Genomic DNA, 18,538 nt, shown 5'->3' on the forward strand with positions numbered 1-18,538 from the left:
GGTGCCCGAACGTCCGGCCGCGCGCTCAGGGCCAGAACGGTGGGCGACCGGTTCCGCTGATCATGAGGTCACCGGCGGCGGTTCGTTCGACGAGACGCGCGGCGGCGTCCCGATCCCCGACGCACAGCACGGCGGGTCGGCCGGCAGTGACCTGCGTGGGAGCGTCGTGAACGGTCCCCTGCCAGTGGTAGTGGCCGTCGAACGGGTTCATGTATGCGGTGAGACGGATTCGGACGGGATGGCGCTCGTCGCCGACCACCAGGCTGGCCGGCCCCGTGTAGACGCGGTCGTCGTGGGTGGCGGTCACAGGAAGTGGTTCTTCGCCCACATGCGTCGCGCGACCGGACCCATGAGGCCGACCTCGCGAAGGAACGCCTCCAGCGGCTCGAACCCCGCACGCAGCGTGGCGTGGAAGTGTGGGTTCGCGCGCGCCTGCCGCTGCGCCTCGGCACCGTCGAGACCGATCCGGTCGTATAAGCCGCGCCGGGTGAAGTGGCCGAAGTACAGCGACGCCCCGAGACCGTGCAGGTTGGACAGGGCCAGTCGAGTGCGCCGTGACAACGTGCCGACGTCACGGCGAATGCCATCGCGGGCGAACTGGATGTGGCGGGCCTCCTCGGTGACGTGGATGCGCATGACCCGTCGCACCAGCGGCTGGATGTCGTCGCCGTCGTCGAGGATCTGGCGTTGCACCGCGTCGAAGAGTTCTTCGCCGACGAGCGCGCCGATCCAGAGCATGGGTCCCCGGAAGATCATCGCCATCGCGTTGACCCTGCGGGCACCACGCTTGGTGGGCCAGAACGGCTCGACCCCGACTCGCTCGATCGCCTTGCCGAACATCAACATGTGGCGGGCCTCGTCACCGAGCTCCGTCAGTTCGTAGAACGTGCTGTGCGACGTCGGCGACGAGTGCATCATCGCGCGCAACAGGGACTGGTTGAGCATGTTCTCGAACCAGATCCCCATGGAGATGTAGTTGGCGAACTCCTGGCGGGAGAGTTCCAGGCGCTGCTGGTCGGTCATCCGTTCCCACAGCGGCGTGCCGTAGAGGCTCAACATGTGCGGAGGCAGGAAGTACAGGCCCTCGGGCAGCGGCGCGTCCCAGTCGATGTCGACGACGGGCTCGTAGGACTTCTTTGCCGAACCCTTGAGCAGGCGTAGGGCGAAGTCTTCCCGCTCGGGTGCGGTGGGCGTGGCGGAACTCATGATGACCATCATTGCGCCGTTTGCGGACAGTTTCTCGCCTCCTGCGGCCAGAACATCGTGCCGGTGTTGCCCTCATCGGACAGCCTGGAACCGTGACACCGCTTAACATCCGAGGCATGCCCAACGTCCCGCCGGTGCCGACGAGGACACCCGAACTCCCCGCGGAAACCCTCGAAGCCATGCGGGCCGGACTGCCGGGTCTGGCCGACCGCATGGTGGAGGCGGTGATCGCCGAGGTGCCGACCTTCGCCGTGGCGGCACAGGAGTCATGGCGGCCGGTCTTCTACGCGTCGGCCGACCAACTCTTGACGGCGCTGGTCGAACAACTGCGGGGCGCGGCCGATCCCGAGAGGTCGACGACGTCGATGCAGGAGGTGCTGGACACGGCCTACCGTTTCGGCCGGCGCGAAGCCCGGCAGGGCCGGCCGACGGAGGTGCAGCTCGCCGCCTACCGGATCGGCGCTCGCGAGATCTGGCGTGAGTGGTCTGCGTTGGCGGTGCAGCACGGAGTGGGTGGCGGCGAGGTGAGCGTCTTCGCCGAGATGTCCTTCGCCTACCTCGACCGATTCTCGGCGGCGGGTGTGGCCGGCCATGCCGACGAGATGGCGCGATTGGGATTGGCGCGAGAACGCCACCGCGAGCGACTCGTACGCGCCCTCCTGCGCGAGTTATCGCCCGAGGAGTTGAACCTCGCTGCCGAGGCGGCGTCGTGGAATCCCCCGCAGACGTTGACCGCAGTGGCGCTGCCCCTTCGGCACCACGACCGCGGCGGGATGATCAACACCGATCCGCGCGCTCTCGAAGTGCCCGACGACGCGGTCGAGGTGCCCCCGGCGGGCATTCGGCTCTCCCTGATCCCCGACGTGGGCGGGAAGGCCAGAGCGCCGTTCCTCGCGTCGATCGGCAAGACGGGTGCAGTCGTGGGGCCGGCACGGCCGTGGTCGTCCGTGCGGTCCTCGGTGAATCGAGTCATTCGGGCGGTCGAGCTTCGCGCACCGCAGTCCACCTCACTGCTCGACACCGACGAGATGCTCGCGGAATTGGTCGTGACGGCCGACGCCGAGGCACTCGTCGACCTTCGGGCCCGCGCCTTGGCGCCGTTGGCTGCGCTGCCGACCACCACCCGCGAACGGCTCACCGACACGCTGCGGTCATGGCTGCTGCATCACGGTCGACGCGATGACATTGCCGCAGACCTGTACGTGTCGCCGTCGACGGTGCGCTATCGCCTGCGCCAGTTGCGCGAACTGTTCGGGGAGCGGCTACACGACCCGGGCTCGATCGCAGAACTCACCGTCGCGCTGGCGTGCGGAATAGGGTCTGCGCGGCAGACGTTGCCGCCCGGAAACGACCCACCACACGGAGGCGATGCATGAAGATCGGAATCATCGGGGCGGGCCAGATCGGGGGCACGCTGACGCGTCGGCTCCGCGAACTGGGCCACGACGTCAACGTGTCGAACTCCCGCGCACCGGAAACGCTGGCGGATCTCGCCCAGGAAACCGGTGCGACCGCGGTGTGGGCGAAGGACGCCGCGACCGATGCCGATCTCGTGATCGTCAGCATCCCGCAGAAGAACGTGCCCGATCTCGCGGACGGAATCGTCGATTCCCGCAAGCCGGGCGCGCCCGTCATCGAGACCAACAACTACTACCCGCAGCAGCGTGACGGCGAGATCTCGGCGATCGAAGACGGCCAGCTCGAGAGCGCGTGGGTGTCGGAGCAGATCGGTGCACCGGTGTACAAGGTCTTCAACGGGATCTGGTGGAAGCACCTGCTGGAGAAGGGATTGCCCAGCGGCTCGCCGAACCGGATCGCACTCCCCATTGCGGGCGAGGACGGACCTGGCCGAGAATTGGTGTTCGACCTCGTCGATCGCCTCGGCTTCGATCCCGTCGATACGGGCCCGATCTCGGAGTCGTGGCGCCAACAGCCGGGCACGCCGGTGTACGGCAAGGACTTCGACGCGGCCGGTGCCCGCAGGGCTCTCGCCGAGGCGGCGCCGGAGCGCACTGCGGAGTGGAGTGCGCGCACGGCGTGATCTCGCGGTCGGTGGATGATCCGATGCGAAGGAGGGGACGTGGAGGGCGTAGGGCAAGCCCCGGAGGCGGTCACGCAGACGGTGCTGGACGACTTACGGAACAGGCTGCTGGCGTACCGGCGGGTCGATCTCCCCGCCGGTTTTGGGTGGCAGCGCGGCGTCGACGGTGACTACCTCGCCAATTTGGTCGACCATTGGGTGAATGAGTACGACTGGCGTGAGCACGAACAGCGAATACGGGCGTGGCCGTGGGTCGTTGCGGGACGGGACGGTGATCTACCGATCAGGGCGATCCACCGGCGCGCGTCGCAGCGGACCAACGCTGCAGTGCTTCTGCTCCACGGCTGGCCGGACTCGGTACTTCGGTTCGAACGGGTCTTGCCGATGCTGACCGACCTCGACGTCGTCGTACCGGCGCTTCCCGGTTACCCCTTTGCAGCGCCGACACCTCGGCGCGGACACTCGTCGGCCGCTGCGGCCAACGCAATTGCCGACGCGATGTCCGAACTCGGTTACGACCGCTACGTGGTGTCGGCTGGAGACGTCGGCTGCGATGTCGCCGAAGTGCTCGCGGACAGCCACCGCGACCACGTCGCCGCTCTGCACCTCACCGATGTATCGCAGTATCGGTACCTGGTGAATCCGCCAACGGACGTGACCGAGGCGGAGCGCGCCTACATGGATCACGGTCATCGCTGGCAGGAAGCCGAAGGCGGCTACATGCACCTGCAGCGAACCAAGCCCCACACAGTCGCTGTGGCACTGGGTGATTCGCCGGCCGGACTCGCAGCGTGGCTGCTCGAGAAGCTGCGCGGATGGACTGACTGCGAGGGCGACGTAGAGGCGGTCTTCACCCGTGACGAGATGCTCACGTGGATCACCGCGTACTGGGTGAGCGGAGCCATCGGCACCTCGTTCACGCCGTACGTCGAGGGTGGGGACAATCCCACTGCTCGGATCGAAGTCCCCACGGCGTTCACGATCTTCCCCAAGGATCTCGTCAACGCGCCGCAGGAGTTCGCGGCGCGCTTCTTCGACGTTCGATCCTGGGTCGAGCCCGACAGGGGTGGGCACTTCGCGGCATGGGAATGCCCGAGTGACTACGTAGACGGCATCCGAACCGCGGTCGACTTGGCACGCTTCAACTGACTCCACGGGTCTTGCCGACGTCGCGTGATTCCGCAGGGTCGGAGCCGCCGTTGGACGCCACGGCTTCGACGTCAATCCCCTTGCACTCCTTGGGGTGCGCCTTCGCGGAGGCAGGGTTGAAGGCGCAGTTGACTTGTAGGCCTGGGTTGTGGCCGATGCCTGAGTCGGTGGAATCAGCCCAGCCATGTGGCACGCCGAAGAACAGCACACCGACTGCGGTTGCAGGCGCGACCATGACGATGGCGAGGATGGCGCGTCCGCGATTCGGTTGAACGACAGAACGATTGAGCATGCGCGATTGATTGGTCATGTCTTCTTCGTACCGCCGTGAGCGCACGGCGCGTACTCACTCATAGGCAACGCATAAAGTGCATGCCGTGCGACGGAGACGGCAGGTCGGGGAGACTCGCGCGATGGCTATGAGTTCACTATGAAGACGAAGTCGACTGGGCCCAGAGGTGCCACACTTGGCTCGGCCGTCATTCGACGAGGCGGTGAAAGGTGAAGGGAGAGAGAATCAACCGTTGAATTGCAGCGTGACCGGCGAGTCGGCGCCGACGGACGTCCCGGGGGCCGGCTCCTGGGCGACGATGCCGCCTGGAGACTGTTCCGCGCCAGTCGCGTTGGGCAACTTGACGATCGTTCCCGACCAACCCACGCCCCGCAGTCGCCGTTCGGCGTCGGGCCACGTCAGGCCGACCAGGTCCGGCACGACGATGGACTGCTGCGGCCGCGCGGTCGAGGTAGTCGTTGCACTGGGGGTCTCCGACGCGCAGGCTGCCGCAGCGATCACGATGCCCCCGGCGACCAACGCCGCTCTCATCCGCACGTCCAGCATGCTAACCGGGAAGAGGCGTGTCGAGGGCCGCCTCCATGCCAAGCTTCAGGGATGACCATCTTCGTCATCGACGCACCGGCGGCCATCGACCTCGCCGCGAGCGACGCGTCCGTCCCACCGGAGCACGGCCTCGCGGCTCCGACGCTGCTGCGCTCGCAAGCGCTCACCCTCGTCTACGGCTCGGTACGCCGTGGCGACATCGACGAACGCACCGGTCGCAAGGTTCTCGACGGCATCCGCGGGCTGCGGATCCGACTCCTCGGGGACCGAGTACTGCAGGACCGCGCCTGGCGGATCGCCGCTGAACTCGACTGGCCGGACACCTACCGGGCCGAGTACATCGCGCTGACCCAGCTGCAGGCCGACGCGCTGGCCACCGCGGACTCGGAACTCGCCACGGCTGCCCGCGCGTTCGTCGAAACCGTCTCCCCAGCCGACATTCTGCGGGTGTAGTGCTATTGCGCCGAACTGGAGCGTCACGTCGTGATTTCGCGGCGCGAACGACGTGACTCTCCAGTTCGGCGGGGAAAGGTACGACGAGCCGCTACAGATCGCCGGAGTAGTCCGCGCTGATCCAGCGGTCGGGTCGGATGGTGAAGAGCACGCTGGCGACATCGCGCGTGGCTTCTACGAAGGCGTGACCGCCCTCCTCGCCGAGATAACGGATGGCGATGGCCTCACGCGCCTCGCGGGGCGAGGGGGTCGCGACGTCGACGACGGTGCCCTCCACGATCACATACTGATACGGCGGTTCTTCACGCTGAACCACCAGCGTCACGGCGCCGGCCTGCTCGATCAGTCGCGCCTTCCGCGACGCCGCCCCCGTGTTGATGCGAATGTGCCCGTCGGGGGTGTAGTCGTACCAGATCGGCACGCTCGCCGGCGGTCGGCCATCGTTGGTGGCCACCGACAGCACGCCGACGCGCTTGGCTTCGAGGAACTGCCGTCGCTCTTGGTCGGTGAACGCTCTCATGATCGGAGCCAACACGGGCCGTCACGCAGGCTATTCCACGCCTCGACGGGAGGCCGCCACCCGAACGGCGTCGGCCTCCCGTCCAGGGTGGGTTACGCCTTCTGGGTGAGGCGCGTTCGAGTGAAGTCGACGGGCACGTCGAGCGCCACGTTGACGTAGTTGGTGAAGACGTTGAGCGCGACGTGCGCGACCGTTTCGACGATCTCCTCCGACGTCAGGCCGGCATTGCGGGCAGCGGCGATCGCATCGTCGTCCACCTGACCGCGGCGGTCGACGAGTTCGGTGGCCAGGGCCAGGATGGCTGCCGTCTTCGCGTCCGACGAGTAGCCCTTCTGCGCGTCGGCCATTTCGTCCGCGGTGGCGCCGGCCTTCTTGCCGAGCAGGGTGTGGGCCGACAGGCAATAGTCACACCGGTTGCGGTCGGCGATGGCGACGGCGATCTGTTCACCCACCTTCGCATCGAGCGTGCCCTGGCTCAGGGCACCAAAGCTCCCCCACAGGCTCTGCAGTGCTGCAGGCGAGTTGGCCGCCGCGCGGAACATGTTGGGGACGAAGCCGAACGCCGCCTTGATCTGCTCGAGGGGCTCGGCACGGTCGTCGGTGACGCCCTCGGTGTCGACGAGATCGATTCTGCTCATGATGGATCTACCTTTCCTAGTGTTTTCTCCGCTTGATCGGGAGTTCGAGGGCTCGCTACGTCAGAGCAGCGATGGCGGCGGCGACGCCGGCGCCGTAGGCGGGATCCGCCCGGGTGCAGTGGTCGATGTGGCGCTGCTTGACTTCGGGGGAGGCGCCGTCGATGGCGCGGGCGGTGTTGTCGAACAGCGCCTGCCGCTGTTCTGCGTTCATCGAGCGGAACAGGGTGCCCGGCTGCCCGTAGTAGTCGTCGTCGTCCTTGCGGAAGTCCCAGTGCTCGCCGTAGCCGTCCAAGGCGATACCTGGCTCGCGGAAGTCGGGCTGTTCGGTCCATGCGCCGACACTGTTGGGCTCGTAGCCGACCGTCGATCCGGCATTGCCGTCGACGCGCATGGCTCCGTCGCGGTGGAAGCTACTGACCGGACAACGAGCCGCGTTGACGGGAATCGAGTGGTGGTTGACACCGAGGCGGTAGCGCTGGGTGTCCCCATAGGAGAACAACCGGCCCTGCAGCATCTTATCGGGCGAGAACCCGATCCCTGGAACGACGTTCGCCGGGTTGAATGCCGCCTGTTCGACTTCGGCGAAGTAGTTGCGCGGGTTGCGGTTGAGTTCGAGAACCCCTACCTCGACGAGCGGGTAGTCGGACTTCGGCCAGACCTTGGTCAGGTCGAACGGATGGTAGGGCACCGTCGCGGCATCGGCTTCGGGCATCACCTGGATGAACAGTGTCCACCGGGGGAAGTCACCTTGCTCGATGGCGGTGAAGAGGTCGCGCTGATGGCTTTCCCGGTCGCGACCGACGAGGGCCTGGGCTTCGGCGTCGGTGAGACTCTCGACTCCCTGCTGCGTGCGCCAGTGGAACTTCACCCAGTGCCGCTCGCCGGCATCGTTGACCATGCTGAAGGTGTGCGAGCCGAAGCCGTGCATGTGTCGGTAGCTGGCCGGTATTCCGCGGTCGCTCATCACGATGGTGACCTGATGCAGCGCCTCCGGCAGCAGGGTCCAGAAGTCCCAGTTGTTCTGAGGGCTGCGCATGTTGGTCCGGGGGTCGCGCTTGACCGCGTGATTGAGGTCGGGGAACTTCAACGGATCGCGTAGGAAGAAGACGGGAGTGTTGTTGCCGACGAGATCCCAGTTGCCTTGCTCGGTGTAGAGCCGGACGGCGAAACCCCGGATGTCACGTTCGGCGTCGGCGGCTCCGCGTTCTCCGGCCACGGTCGAGAACCGGACGAAGGATTCCGTGACCTTCCCTACCTCGGAGAAGACCGCGGCGCGGGTGTATCGAGTGACGTCGTTGGTGACGGTGAAGGTGCCGTAGCCGCCGGATCCCTTGGCGTGCATGCGCCGCTCGGGGATGACCTCCCGGTCGAAGTGGGCCATCTTCTCGAGGAACCAGACGTCCTGCAGGAGTACGGGTCCACGCGGTCCCGCGGTCATGGTGTTCTGGTTGTCGGCTACCGGGCTTCCGGCGGCGGTGGTCAGCGCATCGCGCCGATCGTCGGTCGTCATGGCGTCTTCCTTGGTATGGGGTGGGATGGGGGACCCGAGCGGATGGTCGAATTAGGCGTCGGTCAGCAGTGCCTGTAGTTCCGCGCGGCCGGCGGCGTCCAAGGGCAACAGCGGCGGGCGAGGATCGCCCGCGTGGCGACCGAGTAGATTCAGGCCGGCCTTGACGGTCGTCGGGAGCCCTCCGGCGACGATGAATCGCAGCAGGGGTGCCAGGTCGTCAAATATCCGCTGTGCGCTGTCCGTTTCGCCGGCGCGGACCGCGTGGTACAGATCCAGGCAGGCCCGTGGTCTGAGGTTCGGCGCAGCAGTGCACCATCCGGACGCGCCTTCGAGCAGGGCATCGAGTACCAGCGGGTTGCTGCCGTTGTAGAAGGGCAGTTCTCCTCCGGATAGCTCCTTGATGCGTTGCATCCGAGACAGGTCACCGGTCGATTCCTTGACCATCCGAATGTTGTCGACGTCGGTGAACATCTCGACGAGCAACTCGGGCGACATGTCGATGCCGCTCGTCGCCGGGTTGTTGTACACCATGATCGGTAGGTCGACGGCGGCTGCGACGCTGGCATAGTGCACGGCGATCTCTCGGTCGGAGAGTTTCCAGTACGAGATGGGCAGGATCATCACCGCGTCGGCACCGGCGCGTTGCGCATGACGTGCCCGCCGGATGGTGTTGGCAGTCGTCAGGTCCGAGGCCCCGACGATCACCGGCACTCTGCCGTTGACGACCCCGACGGTGGTGTCGACCACGGTGTCGAACTCGGCCTCGGTGAGGTAGGCCGACTCTCCGGTGCTGCCCAGTGGAGCTATGGCATGTGCGCCGGTGTCGATCAGGCGGTCGACGAGACTGGCGAGTGCGCCGGTGTCGACGCCCCGGCCGTCGGCGTCGAATGGGGTGACGGGGTAGGCGATGATGCCGTGGATCTGTGTCATTGGGTGCTCCCTGGTCGGGTTGGTGCGGATCGGGTCACGAGCTGAGGGCGTCGGAATGGCGGGTGAGGGCACGGCGGGCGTAGTAGGCGAAGTTCGCCGCGCTGCGCCTTGGGGTCAGCGTCCAGTCGTGTGCTTCGCGCGCCAGCCGGTCGGGCAGTGGTGCGATTTCGCCCGCCGCCATGGCGGCGAGCTGCAGCTTGGCGCCGCGCTCGATGAGCATCGCCAGGGAGCAGGCTTCTTCCACGCTGGCTCCGGCGACGACCTGGCCGTGGTGGGCCAGCAGGATCGCCTTCTTGTCGCCGAGGGCGGCTGAGATGATCTCGCCCTCCTCGTTGCCCACGGGTACCCCCGGCCAGTCCGGGAGGAAGGCGCAGTCGTCGTAGAGCGGGGCGATGTCCATCTGGGACACGATCAGCGGGACCTCGAGCATCGACAGTGCTGCGACGTGGAACGGATGGGTGTGCACGATGCAGTTCACGTCGGGGCGCGCCCGGTAGATCCAGGAGTGAAACCTGTTGGCTGGGTTGGGCATCCCCTCACCCTCGAGTACCATGAGATCTTCGTCGACCAGCAGCAGATTGCCTGCGGTGATCTCGTCGAAGCCGAGGCCCAGCCGTTGCGTGTAATAGGTTCCCGCGGTTTCGGCCCGTGCGGTGATCTGACCCGCGAGGCCCGAGTCGTGGCCGGCATCGAACAACGCGCGGCAGGTCAACGCCAGCTTCTCGCGTAGCGCCATCTCGCGAACGTCGAGGTGGCGGTCCATGTCGTCGAGTGCGCGCTGCACGAGGTCGCTCTTCGGGGCGCCCATGGTGTTGGTCATCTACTTCCTCCTCCGTAGCCGGGGTGTCGTCGACACCGCCAGGACACAGTGGAGACGATAGGACACAAGGTGTCATATCGTCAATGGGGTAATCTTCAGTCCGTGAGCGGCCTCTTGCGTGCGGTGCGTCAGCAGCGCGGAATGACCCTGGACGAGCTGGCTGCAGGCACCGGCCTGACGAAGAGCTATCTGTCCAAAGTGGAGCGCGGGCAGAGCGTGCCTTCGATCGCCGCCGCCCTCAAGATCTCCCGAACCCTCGACGTGGACGTGGCACGGTTGTTCTCCGACGATCAAGAGGCCGGCACGCTGTCCGTCGAACGAGCCGCCGACCGCGGAGGCGAGCGCCAACACGCCGTCGCTGCGGACATGCTGGGCAAGGCGATGTCACCGTTCGTCGTACGCCCCGGTCGCCAGTTCGTCAGGCACACGCACCCGTCGCATCCGGGTCAGGAATTCCTGTTCGTGCACGAGGGCACCGTGGAGCTCAACCACGACGGCCGCATCATCCGGCTCGATGAGGGCGACTGTGCCTACTTCGACGCGGCGGCACCGCACAAGCTGCGGCAGATCGGCGACAGGGACGCAGCAGTCATCGTCGTCACCTACCACGCACCCGGGGCAGCCCGTGGCGGGGCCAAGTCACAGGCCGGTGCGCGCCATGCAGGGGTCGACTGACCCCTGGCACGCCCAGATGACAGGCCGAACCGGTTACGTCGCCAGCAGCGAGCCTCCCAGCGCATGGCCTTCCTCGACGCCCGGAAGCATGGCGAAGGTGGCGGAGCCGATCGTGGTGATCCACGGGTTTAGGCCATCGGCAGCGGCGAGCCGCTCCTGAACGGGCACGAACTGCTTGGACGGCTCCCTCTGATAGGCGACGAAGATCAGGCCGCTGTCGGTGGTTTCGCCCGAGCCCGGAGTGTCGTCGTAGTTGTAGGGCCGACGAAGGAACTGCTCGTCCTCGGTCCGGTGGCGGGCGAGGGCGATGTGAGACGTTGGTGGAATCACCGGTATGCCACCGACGTTGGCCTCGAAGTCGGGCTCGTCGAACTCCTGCTTACCAGTCAACGGCGCACCGTCGGCCAGTCGCCGGCCGACCACCAACTCCTTGCCCGAGCGGTCGAGTTCGTCCCACGCATCCATCTCTGCTCGAATGCGTCGAACGACCATGACGGTCCCACCGGCGAACCACGGCTGCTCGGAGCCGTCGTCCCACACGTGCCGGTCGAAGGCAGCCTCGTCGTGGAGGTTCGCCGTGCCGTCGACCTGGCCCATGAGGTTGCGCATGCTGCCGCCGGCCTGGTTCGAGCCGTGGGCGTTGCGGAATCCGCTCTGCCTCCACCGCTGCCGGGTCAGGGATCGGACGTTCTTGAGGAGCACGCGGCTGGTGTGCGCCAACACCATCGGGTCGTCCGCGCACAGTTGCAGGACGATGTCGCCGCCACACCATCGCGGGTCCAGTCGATCGGTGCTGAAGGGCGGCAGCGGCGACATGCCTCTGGGCCGCCGATGCGCCAGCCCGATGCGCTCGAATGCCGAGTGCCCGAGCCCGACGGTGACGGTCAGACGTGCCGGGCGCTCGGCGAGTTCCGGCTCCGTGTCAGCCAGCGCCGGCCGCCCCTGGGTGAGCCGCTCGGCGTCTGAGGTCCACACCTTCAGGATGGCCTCGAGTGTTGCCCGCGCACTTCGTGATCCCTGCGGCACGAGGTCCAGGGCCACGAACGACGCGTGTGCTTGAGGTGCGGTGGCGATGCCGCTCTGGTGTCGCCCGAAGAACGGCTCCACCGTATGGCCGAACCCGCCACCGCTGCGCGACGACGACTGCGTGTCGACGCATCCGGAGAGGCCCGCGCCTGCGGCGAGCGCAGCGGCGCTTCCGGCGAGGAGGTGCCGCCGACTCACCGCGAGTCCGTGCTCACCCATGGTCGTGGCGTGCCTCCGCGCCACCGCCGGCCGGCGTGTATTCCTCGTTGCCTCCGGCGAAGTCACGCACCTGGGCCGTCACGGGCAGTGTCGAGCCGTCGTCGAACAGGACGGTGACCGCGACGTCGTCGCCGGGCCGGAGAGGCTGCTTCAGGTCCATCAGCATCAGGTGGTCCCCGCCGGGGACGAGGTCGTGTGCCTGGCCCGCCGGTACGGTGAGACCGCCGTCCTTGGGACGCATCGTCTTGGAGCCCGCGGCGTCCGGCACGACTTCGTGGACCTCGACGTGGCCGGCGACAGCGGACTCGCCGCCCACGATCCGCGCATCGTGATGACCCGCGTTGGTGAAGGTGCCGAACACGGCGGTCATGCCGGAGTCGGCGGCACTTGCCCATTGATTGGTCATCGTCACGTCCTGGGCCATGGATTCGGTGTGTTGTTCGGGCGACGTGCAAGCGGACGCGAGCAGTGTCGCGACCAGCAGCGCGCCGCCGGCCAAGACACGGCTGCGTTGGGGATGTTTCGTGGTCATGGAAGGTCCTTCTCGCTCCCGAGGAGCGCATGTGAGGGGTTGGCGGGATCGCACGCGTGCCGAAGCGCCCCGATGGGACGCAGCGCATACCGACGTGCGATCGGCAGAAGTGGGTATCACTGCGCCACAGGCGAAGTGATGAGTGATCGGCGTGTCAGCCGGGGATGGCGACCGCGCGTGGCGGCGCGCGCATTCGGGTGCCGCCGGGAAGCAGGCGCGAGCGGAGCCCGATCGGTGTCGAGCGCCACCGTCGTGTGGTCGGGCGTCCTCGATGCACGATCGTCGGGGATAGCCACGCCAGCACCGAGGCGCCCACCGTGTACAGGTGGCCGGCCAGTCCGATGAGTGCGGCAAGAGCCACCGCGGCGGTGCCGTGTGCAAGCAGCATGGGGATCGGCGGCCACGCGCCGCCCATGCCGTGGTGGGCAGTCATGGTCAAGACGAGGTGGCCCAGGGTCTGCCCCGCCGCCAGTCCGGCCGCGAGCACCGCCAGCCGCTGCCGGCGACCGTCGCGGAGGCCGGCGCTCGTCGCAGCTCCCACGGCCGAGCAGACCAGAGCCAACACGACGACGCCGGAACCGCCGGGCAATCCGCCTCCCGCCGCGGCATGCGCGGCGCCGGTCAGCGAGGCCGAGCACGCACCCACCAGTGCACCGCACAGCGCCCCGGCGCGGGACGTGGCGGCACTCATGAGCCGGAGCCTACCGAAGCGCGGCGATCGCACCGAACGCGTATTCCCCGCGATGGGGGTATAGCTCAGGCCTGCCTGTGCGGCCCGAGCTGCACTGAGATGGGTGCATGACGAACGACGACAGCCTCATCGCCCTCATAACCGGAGCCAACGCGGGCATCGGCCTGCACATGGCTCGACAACTCGCTCGCGCCGGCGTGCACGTACTGCTCGGTTCCCGAGACCAGGCGCGCGGATCCGCGGCCTTGGCGGAACTGGAAGGAGGAGGGCTCGGCGCAGAACTGCTCATCCTCGACGTCACCGATGATCGCACCATCGCTGCCGCTGCCGGGCACGTCGCCGAAACCCATGGGCGGCTGGACATCCTCATCAATAACGCTGCAATCGTCGGCGACGGACTGCCGGCGTCTCGGGTGAGTCGGGAAGCCATGCTGCGGACGTTCGACACCAACGCGGCCGGAGTCATCGCGGTCACCAACGCATTCCTGCCGTTGCTGCGCGCCTCGCAGCGTCCGCGAATCCTCAACGTGTCGAGCGAGCTGGGGTCGACCCGTCTGGTCAATGACCCGGAATGGCAATACACCTCGGTGGCGGCGGCCGCCTACCAAGCATCCAAGAGTGCTCTGGACATGCTGACGGTGCTCTACGCCAAGGAGCTGGCTTCCGAGCAGATTCCCGTGCTGTCCGTAAGCCCCGGCTACCGAGCCACCGGACTCAGCGGCCAACCGACGCCTGGCGCCGGTGACCCCGCCGAAGGCGCCGCCGCCATCGTCGCCGTCGCACTCGCCACCGAATCGCCCACCGGCCAGTTCATCGACGATGCGGGTGAGGTGGTCGACTGGTGAGCGGCTCCCCGCCGTAACCGAGCCTTCCGCGCGTGCCCACGAGCACGACGGCAGCGGTGATCACGGTCAGCGACGTCATCGCCACCATTGCCCGCTCGGCATCCAGTGACGGGAACACGTCGGCCCAAAGGATCGACGCGAAGTTGTTCACGCTGACGTGCATCAGCATCGCGATCGGCAAGCTTTCGCCCGTGCAGTTGAACACCCAGGACAGGACGACGCTGAAGGCGACGCAGAACACGAGGAACACCAGCGGCCGCGACCAGTGTGCGTTGGGCCAGCCGCCCCAATCCGTGAGGAACAAGGGCAGATGCCAGACACCCCAGAGCGGACCGAGGACGAAAACCGCTCGCAGCGGACCCAATTGGCTCTGTAACCGCGGAAGCGCGAAGTCGCGCCAACCGGGTTCCTCGCCGATCCCCGTCGTGAGCATCTGAAGGACGAGGCCCGGCGCGTAAGCCGCCAAGGCAAGGGCAGACGGCGCCCGCACGTCGCCGCCCGAGAACGCGGCGCCGGCCACCAACATGGCTGCGGGAACTCCGAGTAGTGCCAACGCGTACCAACGTCGGGCAACACGCCAACGTCCGAGTCGGCTGCACCAGCGTCGCAAACCCGGGCGGCCGTCTGCGACCGCCGTCACCACGAATGCCGAGGTAATCGGCCCGAGATAGAGCCCGGGCAGCAATCCGGCTATCTGAGCGGTGCCCAGGACCTCGGGGAACCGGTAGTCCCACACGCTGAGTCCGTTCGACGACAGGATGTAGGGCGTCCAGGCGATCCAGCTCAGTGCGTTCGCCATGACGAAGAACGTCACCAGTGGATGGCTTCGGATGAAGCCCAGGGACGTGGGGGCGGCCGGATCGGTGTCAAGCCCGGTCATGGTGTCCTCTCGCTGGCGATGCGCCCGGCTGCGGGCGTTAGTAGGACGCCTGCTGGCCTCTCCGGCATCGTACGTATGAGCGAGGGTAGTCCGCAGTAACCACGCGATCCCCGGCTACGCCGGCGGTAATTGCCGGGAGTACAACGACTTTCCGGACGCATCGCACAGGTCGACCGTCATCACCCTGGAATCCGAGTCGATGGCGACCTGCCCGAAGTGCTGGAATCCCTGGGCGGGGGAGGTGTCCTTCTCCTCCGGCGCGTGAACGAACTCATAGCGTGCGCCGAAGGTGCCGTCGAGCGGACTCTGCGGGAACGCCCCCGCGTTCAACGGGCCGGAGACGAACTCCCAGAACGGCGTGAAGTCGGTGAAACCGGCCTGCTCGGGGTGGTAGGAGATCGCCGCGGTGTAGTGCACGTCAGCCGTGAGGTACACGACGTTCCGCACCTCCTTGGTCTCGGACAGGATGCGGGAGAACGCGATCTCGCGGCCCAGCGGCCGCCCGTCGTCGCCTTGCGCGACGGCCTCCATGGACTTCGGACCGTCGGCCGGATCGGTGGACGCGTCCGGTACGACGATGCTGATCGGCAGGTCGTTGGCCACCACCTTCCAGACCGCCGTCGACTTCTTCAGGCCGTCGATGAGCCATTGCGTTTGGGCTCGCCCCAGCACCCCGGCGTCGTCGGACTGTGCCCACGCTCGTGGATTCGGGTTCTTGTAGGAGCGCATGTCGAGGACGAAGACGTCGAGCAGCGGACCGTAGGAGATCTTGCGATGCAGCCGGCCGTCGACGGCTTCGGACGGCTCGATGGGCTGCCATTCCCGCCACGCCTGATATGCGTAGCCGGCGAGTTCGTCGGCGTCGGTCTTCGTGTACCCCTTGCGGTTCTGACCGGCGAGCGACTCGCCAGGAAACCAGTTGTTCACGACTTCGTGGTCATCCCACTGGACCAGTTGTGGAACCGTGGCGTTGAAGCGACGGTAGTGCTCGTCGGTCAGGTTGTAGGCGTAGTTTCCGCGGAAGTCGTCGAGCGTTTCGGCCACGTGTTCCTTGGCCGGTGCCGTGACGCTGGCATAGGTGGCGCCGTCGTTCTGCTTCTGCGTCTCGGGCACCGGTCCGTCGGCGTAGATGGCGTCCCCGGAGTGGATGAAGAAGTCCGGTCGCCGGTCGGCCATGGCGCCGAAGATCGACATCCCTCCCCGGCGGTTGATGCCCCAGCCCTGACCGACCACGTCGCCGGACCAGACGAACGTCACGTCCCGAGGTTGCGTCGGGACGGTATTGAAGACGCCGAGTGCGGGCTCGGACGTGGCACCGTCTTCAGCCTCGAGGGTGACCCGGTAGTGCACCGTCTGCCCCGGCTCCAGGCCCGTGATCCGCACCCGCCCGGTACCGTCGGTCGCCGGGGTCAGTGCCGGTCCGACGATCCGCTTCGGATTCGAGAACGATTCTGTGGCAGACGTTTCCACGATCATGCGGGCGGGGGAGTCGGAGCGGGCCCAGACCAGGGCGCCGTCGGCCCGGGGATCACCGCTAGCGACACCGTGCGTCAGGCGTGGGCGGCTGGCGATCAAGCCGGTGCTGGTCGGCGAACCGCCGGTGCCCGAGGTGCCGCAGGCTTGCAGAGCCGCGGCCGCGGGGACGAGCAGCGCGCCGGCCAGGGACGCTCGCAGAATGGTGCGGCGCGGCATCATCGGTCGGTGATCGGGAGGAGCCATGCGGGCCAGCATGCGGCGTCCGGACGACGCGACGGTGAACGCCGATGAGGGAACGTGCCACCGGCAGGTGTCGCGCACGCCAACGGTTCGCGCCGCCGACGGGTGGTCGCTACATCAGCGCTCTGAGTAGCAGAACGCCGGCGGCGGCGACCACGCCGGTCAGGATGCTGGCCACGGCCCACGTCGCACCTTCGCGCTGCCATGGGCGGCCATGATCCAGTGCGAGTACTCCCGTTCCGGTGCAGGCGATTACGGCCGCCGCCGTCGCGTACAGCAGCGCCGTCTGATACCCGGTCGGACCGAACAGCCCGCCCGACCAGGTGACGTACATGGCGTTGATCATGACCCCGACGACGATGGAGCACGCCAAGGGCGTGAACAGCCCCAACAGCAGCAAGAGCCCGCCCAACGTTTCGAGCGCCCCGGCCACCGCGGCGAAGAAAACTCCAGGGCTGTAACCGATCTGCTCGAACATCGAACCGGTCTCGGCCAGGCCCTGTCCGCCGAACCAGCCGAGCAGCTTCTGCAGACCCACGGCCGCCAGTAGCCCGCCGAACACGACGCGCAGGAGTAGTAATCCGAAGTCGGCCGCCGAGAGGCGACCAGGGGTTTCCGTGGTGATTCTCGAGTCGGTGATGTTCATGAATCGACACGGTAGAACCTGAACGGAACTTCAGGTCAAGAGGTCGCGAGCGACCGGCCCGCGAACGGCGGAGTCAGATGTGCAATCGGGCGCGTAGACGCTGCACAGAATGTGTCGGCACAGGGGGGAGTCACCTTCCTAGGCTGAGGTGACGCAGTCCGCGCACAGAAGGGTCATCGATGAAGCCATCCGACAACAGATTTCACGAGAGGTCAGGCCTGACCTTCACTGCGCTGGGCTTCGGTGGCGCACCGATCGGGAACTTCAACGGCGTCTTCTCGGATGAGGGCGCGTCGGCCATGGTCGAGCAGTCGTGGCGGCAGGGCATTCGGTACTTCGACACGGCTCCCGGGTACGGCAATGGCCTTAGCGAGTATCGGCTCGGCCACGCGCTCCGCGGACGAGATCGCAGTGAGCTGGTGATCTCGACGAAGGTCGGTCGGGTCCTGACGCCAACCCGTGGTGCATCGAAGGTCAACGGTCAGTATGTGGACATTCCGCCGTTCGTCGCGGAGTTCGACTACACCTATGACGGCGTGATGCGGGCAGTCGAGCAGAGTATGCAGCGAATGCTCACCGACCACTTCGATGCGCTGTTCATCCACGACTGCGATCGGTACACCCACGGTGCCTCGCAGCCCGACTACTTCCGCCAGGCGCTCGTCGGTGCCTTTCCCGCGCTCGAGTCGCTTCGCGATCAGAAGGTGGTGAAGGCGATCGGCTTCGGCGTCAACGAAACCGAGGTCATGACCGACGCGATCAAGGCCACCGACGCCGACCTCTGCCTACTGGCTGGGCGCTACACCCTGCTGGAACAGGATCCCCTAGACGACCTGCTACCGATGTGCGAGGAACGCGGCGTCGGGCTCGTCCTGGGTGGTGTGTACAACAGCGGCGTACTCGCAACGGGGCCGGTCCGCGGGGCGCGTTTCAACTACGCTCCAGCGCCTGCCGAGGTGCTGCAGAAGGCCGGCGCCATTGCGGCCATCTGTGAGAGTCACGGCGTTCCGCTCGCCGCAGCAGCTCTACAGTTCGCCTACGCCCATCCCGTCGTGACGAGCATCTGCGTGGGTGCGCGTAATTACGTGCAGCAGGCACGCAACGTGGAACTGTTCGAAACCCAGGTGCCGGAACAGCTCTGGGTCGACCTCAGGACCGCTGGGCTGATCCGCGACGACGCACCGACACCGGCCTGATCGGCCG

At 67.0% G+C, this 18,538-nt stretch carries 22 protein-coding genes; 7 read left to right on the forward strand and 15 right to left on the reverse strand.

Annotated features, from left to right (window positions below; all coding sequences use genetic code 11):
* Positions 1-25: 25 nt before the first annotated feature.
* Both G6N61_RS19355 and G6N61_RS19360 read right to left on the reverse strand, forming a co-directional pair.
* The gene (locus G6N61_RS19355; RefSeq protein ID WP_163920019.1) at positions 26-307 is read right to left on the reverse strand and encodes a DUF4873 domain-containing protein; all 282 of its coding nucleotides are present in this window, start codon (positions 305-307) and stop codon (positions 26-28) included.
* Positions 304-1,206 (reverse strand): AurF N-oxygenase family protein, encoded by a 903-nt coding sequence (locus tag G6N61_RS19360; RefSeq protein ID WP_163920021.1) that lies wholly within the window; start codon positions 1,204-1,206, stop codon positions 304-306. The genes G6N61_RS19355 and G6N61_RS19360 overlap by 4 nt, the downstream gene beginning before the upstream one ends.
* 116 nt (positions 1,207-1,322) lie before the next feature.
* On the opposite strand from G6N61_RS19360, the gene G6N61_RS19365 reads away from it, so the two are divergent.
* Genes G6N61_RS19365 through G6N61_RS19375 form a run of 3 tightly spaced genes read left to right on the forward strand, consistent with a single transcriptional unit; the run spans position 1,323 to position 4,396 of the window.
* The gene (locus G6N61_RS19365) at positions 1,323-2,582 is read left to right on the forward strand and encodes a PucR-like N-terminal domain-containing protein (RefSeq protein ID WP_163920023.1); all 1,260 of its coding nucleotides are present in this window, start codon (positions 1,323-1,325) and stop codon (positions 2,580-2,582) included.
* On the forward strand, positions 2,579-3,247 hold the full coding sequence (locus tag G6N61_RS19370) for an NADPH-dependent F420 reductase (protein WP_163920025.1): 669 nt from the start codon (positions 2,579-2,581) through the stop codon (positions 3,245-3,247). The genes G6N61_RS19365 and G6N61_RS19370 overlap by 4 nt, the downstream gene beginning before the upstream one ends.
* Before the next feature lie 39 nt (positions 3,248-3,286).
* The gene (locus G6N61_RS19375; RefSeq protein ID WP_235887187.1) at positions 3,287-4,396 is read left to right on the forward strand and encodes an epoxide hydrolase family protein; all 1,110 of its coding nucleotides are present in this window, start codon (positions 3,287-3,289) and stop codon (positions 4,394-4,396) included.
* Here G6N61_RS19375 and G6N61_RS19380 read toward each other — a convergent pair.
* Entirely contained in the window at positions 4,389-4,706 is a 318-nt protein-coding gene (locus tag G6N61_RS19380; RefSeq protein WP_163920029.1) for a hypothetical protein, read from the reverse strand. The two genes, G6N61_RS19375 and G6N61_RS19380, sit on opposite strands and share 8 nt — an antisense overlap.
* Positions 4,707-4,913: 207 nt before the next feature.
* A complete protein-coding gene (locus G6N61_RS19385) occupies positions 4,914-5,219 on the reverse strand; it encodes a PASTA domain-containing protein (RefSeq protein WP_235887655.1) in 306 nt (101 codons plus the stop codon).
* A gap of 66 nt (positions 5,220-5,285) precedes the next feature.
* Between G6N61_RS19385 and G6N61_RS19390 the strand changes: the two genes are divergently transcribed.
* Positions 5,286-5,687, forward strand: coding sequence for a type II toxin-antitoxin system VapC family toxin (locus G6N61_RS19390; protein ID WP_163920033.1), 402 nt, complete (start codon positions 5,286-5,288; stop codon positions 5,685-5,687).
* A gap of 91 nt (positions 5,688-5,778) precedes the next feature.
* Here G6N61_RS19390 and G6N61_RS19395 read toward each other — a convergent pair whose 3' ends face one another.
* The 5 genes from G6N61_RS19395 to G6N61_RS19415 form a co-directional block, all read right to left on the reverse strand.
* Entirely contained in the window at positions 5,779-6,207 is a 429-nt protein-coding gene (locus G6N61_RS19395) for a pyridoxamine 5'-phosphate oxidase family protein (protein WP_163920035.1), read from the reverse strand.
* 92 nt (positions 6,208-6,299) lie between these two features.
* Positions 6,300-6,845: a carboxymuconolactone decarboxylase family protein gene (locus G6N61_RS19400; protein ID WP_163920037.1), complete on the reverse strand. Its 546-nt coding sequence runs from the start codon at positions 6,843-6,845 to the stop codon at positions 6,300-6,302.
* A gap of 55 nt (positions 6,846-6,900) precedes the next feature.
* Positions 6,901-8,355: a catalase gene (locus tag G6N61_RS19405; RefSeq protein WP_163920039.1), complete on the reverse strand. Its 1,455-nt coding sequence runs from the start codon at positions 8,353-8,355 to the stop codon at positions 6,901-6,903.
* Positions 8,356-8,406: 51 nt separating this feature from the next.
* Positions 8,407-9,285: a dihydrodipicolinate synthase family protein gene (locus tag G6N61_RS19410; protein WP_163920041.1), complete on the reverse strand. Its 879-nt coding sequence runs from the start codon at positions 9,283-9,285 to the stop codon at positions 8,407-8,409.
* 34 nt (positions 9,286-9,319) lie between these two features.
* Positions 9,320-10,105 carry an aldolase gene (locus tag G6N61_RS19415; RefSeq protein WP_163920043.1) on the reverse strand — a complete coding sequence of 262 codons (786 nt, stop codon included), beginning with the start codon at positions 10,103-10,105 and terminating at the stop codon, positions 9,320-9,322.
* A gap of 102 nt (positions 10,106-10,207) precedes the next feature.
* Between G6N61_RS19415 and G6N61_RS19420 the strand changes: the two genes are divergently transcribed.
* Positions 10,208-10,780, forward strand: coding sequence for a helix-turn-helix domain-containing protein (locus G6N61_RS19420; RefSeq protein WP_163920045.1), 573 nt, complete (start codon positions 10,208-10,210; stop codon positions 10,778-10,780).
* Between the two features lie 33 nt (positions 10,781-10,813).
* Here the strand turns inward: G6N61_RS19420 and G6N61_RS19425 are convergent, their stop codons facing one another.
* From G6N61_RS19425 to G6N61_RS19435, 3 genes are all read right to left on the reverse strand, one after another.
* Positions 10,814-12,025: a Dyp-type peroxidase gene (locus G6N61_RS19425; RefSeq protein WP_163920047.1), complete on the reverse strand. Its 1,212-nt coding sequence runs from the start codon at positions 12,023-12,025 to the stop codon at positions 10,814-10,816.
* A complete protein-coding gene (locus G6N61_RS19430; protein WP_163920049.1) occupies positions 12,018-12,557 on the reverse strand; it encodes a copper chaperone PCu(A)C in 540 nt (179 codons plus the stop codon). The genes G6N61_RS19425 and G6N61_RS19430 overlap by 8 nt, the downstream gene beginning before the upstream one ends.
* Before the next feature lie 154 nt (positions 12,558-12,711).
* A complete protein-coding gene (locus G6N61_RS19435; protein ID WP_163920051.1) occupies positions 12,712-13,248 on the reverse strand; it encodes a hypothetical protein in 537 nt (178 codons plus the stop codon).
* A gap of 107 nt (positions 13,249-13,355) precedes the next feature.
* Between G6N61_RS19435 and G6N61_RS19440 the strand changes: the two genes are divergently transcribed.
* Complete coding sequence (locus G6N61_RS19440) at positions 13,356-14,093, forward strand: SDR family NAD(P)-dependent oxidoreductase (protein ID WP_163920053.1); 738 nt, start codon at positions 13,356-13,358, stop codon at positions 14,091-14,093.
* On the opposite strand, the gene G6N61_RS19445 is transcribed toward G6N61_RS19440, so the two are convergent.
* The 3 genes from G6N61_RS19445 to G6N61_RS19455 form a co-directional block, all read right to left on the reverse strand.
* Positions 14,059-14,973 (reverse strand): CPBP family intramembrane glutamic endopeptidase, encoded by a 915-nt coding sequence (locus G6N61_RS19445; protein ID WP_163920056.1) that lies wholly within the window; start codon positions 14,971-14,973, stop codon positions 14,059-14,061. The genes G6N61_RS19440 and G6N61_RS19445 overlap by 35 nt on opposite strands.
* Before the next feature lie 114 nt (positions 14,974-15,087).
* Positions 15,088-16,692, reverse strand: a complete 1,605-nt coding sequence (locus G6N61_RS19450; protein WP_163920058.1) for an alkaline phosphatase D family protein — start codon at positions 16,690-16,692, stop codon at positions 15,088-15,090.
* A 109-nt stretch (positions 16,693-16,801) separates the two neighbouring features.
* Positions 16,802-17,335 (reverse strand): DoxX family protein, encoded by a 534-nt coding sequence (locus G6N61_RS19455; protein ID WP_163920060.1) that lies wholly within the window; start codon positions 17,333-17,335, stop codon positions 16,802-16,804.
* Between the two features lie 179 nt (positions 17,336-17,514).
* Between G6N61_RS19455 and G6N61_RS19460 the strand changes: the two genes are divergently transcribed.
* A complete protein-coding gene (locus G6N61_RS19460) occupies positions 17,515-18,531 on the forward strand; it encodes an aldo/keto reductase (protein WP_163920062.1) in 1,017 nt (338 codons plus the stop codon).
* The last annotated feature ends 7 nt before the right edge of the window (positions 18,532-18,538 follow it).

The organism is Mycolicibacterium arabiense (assembly GCF_010731815.2).
In the GTDB taxonomy this organism is placed as follows: Bacteria; Actinomycetota; Actinomycetes; order Mycobacteriales; family Mycobacteriaceae; genus Mycobacterium; species Mycobacterium arabiense.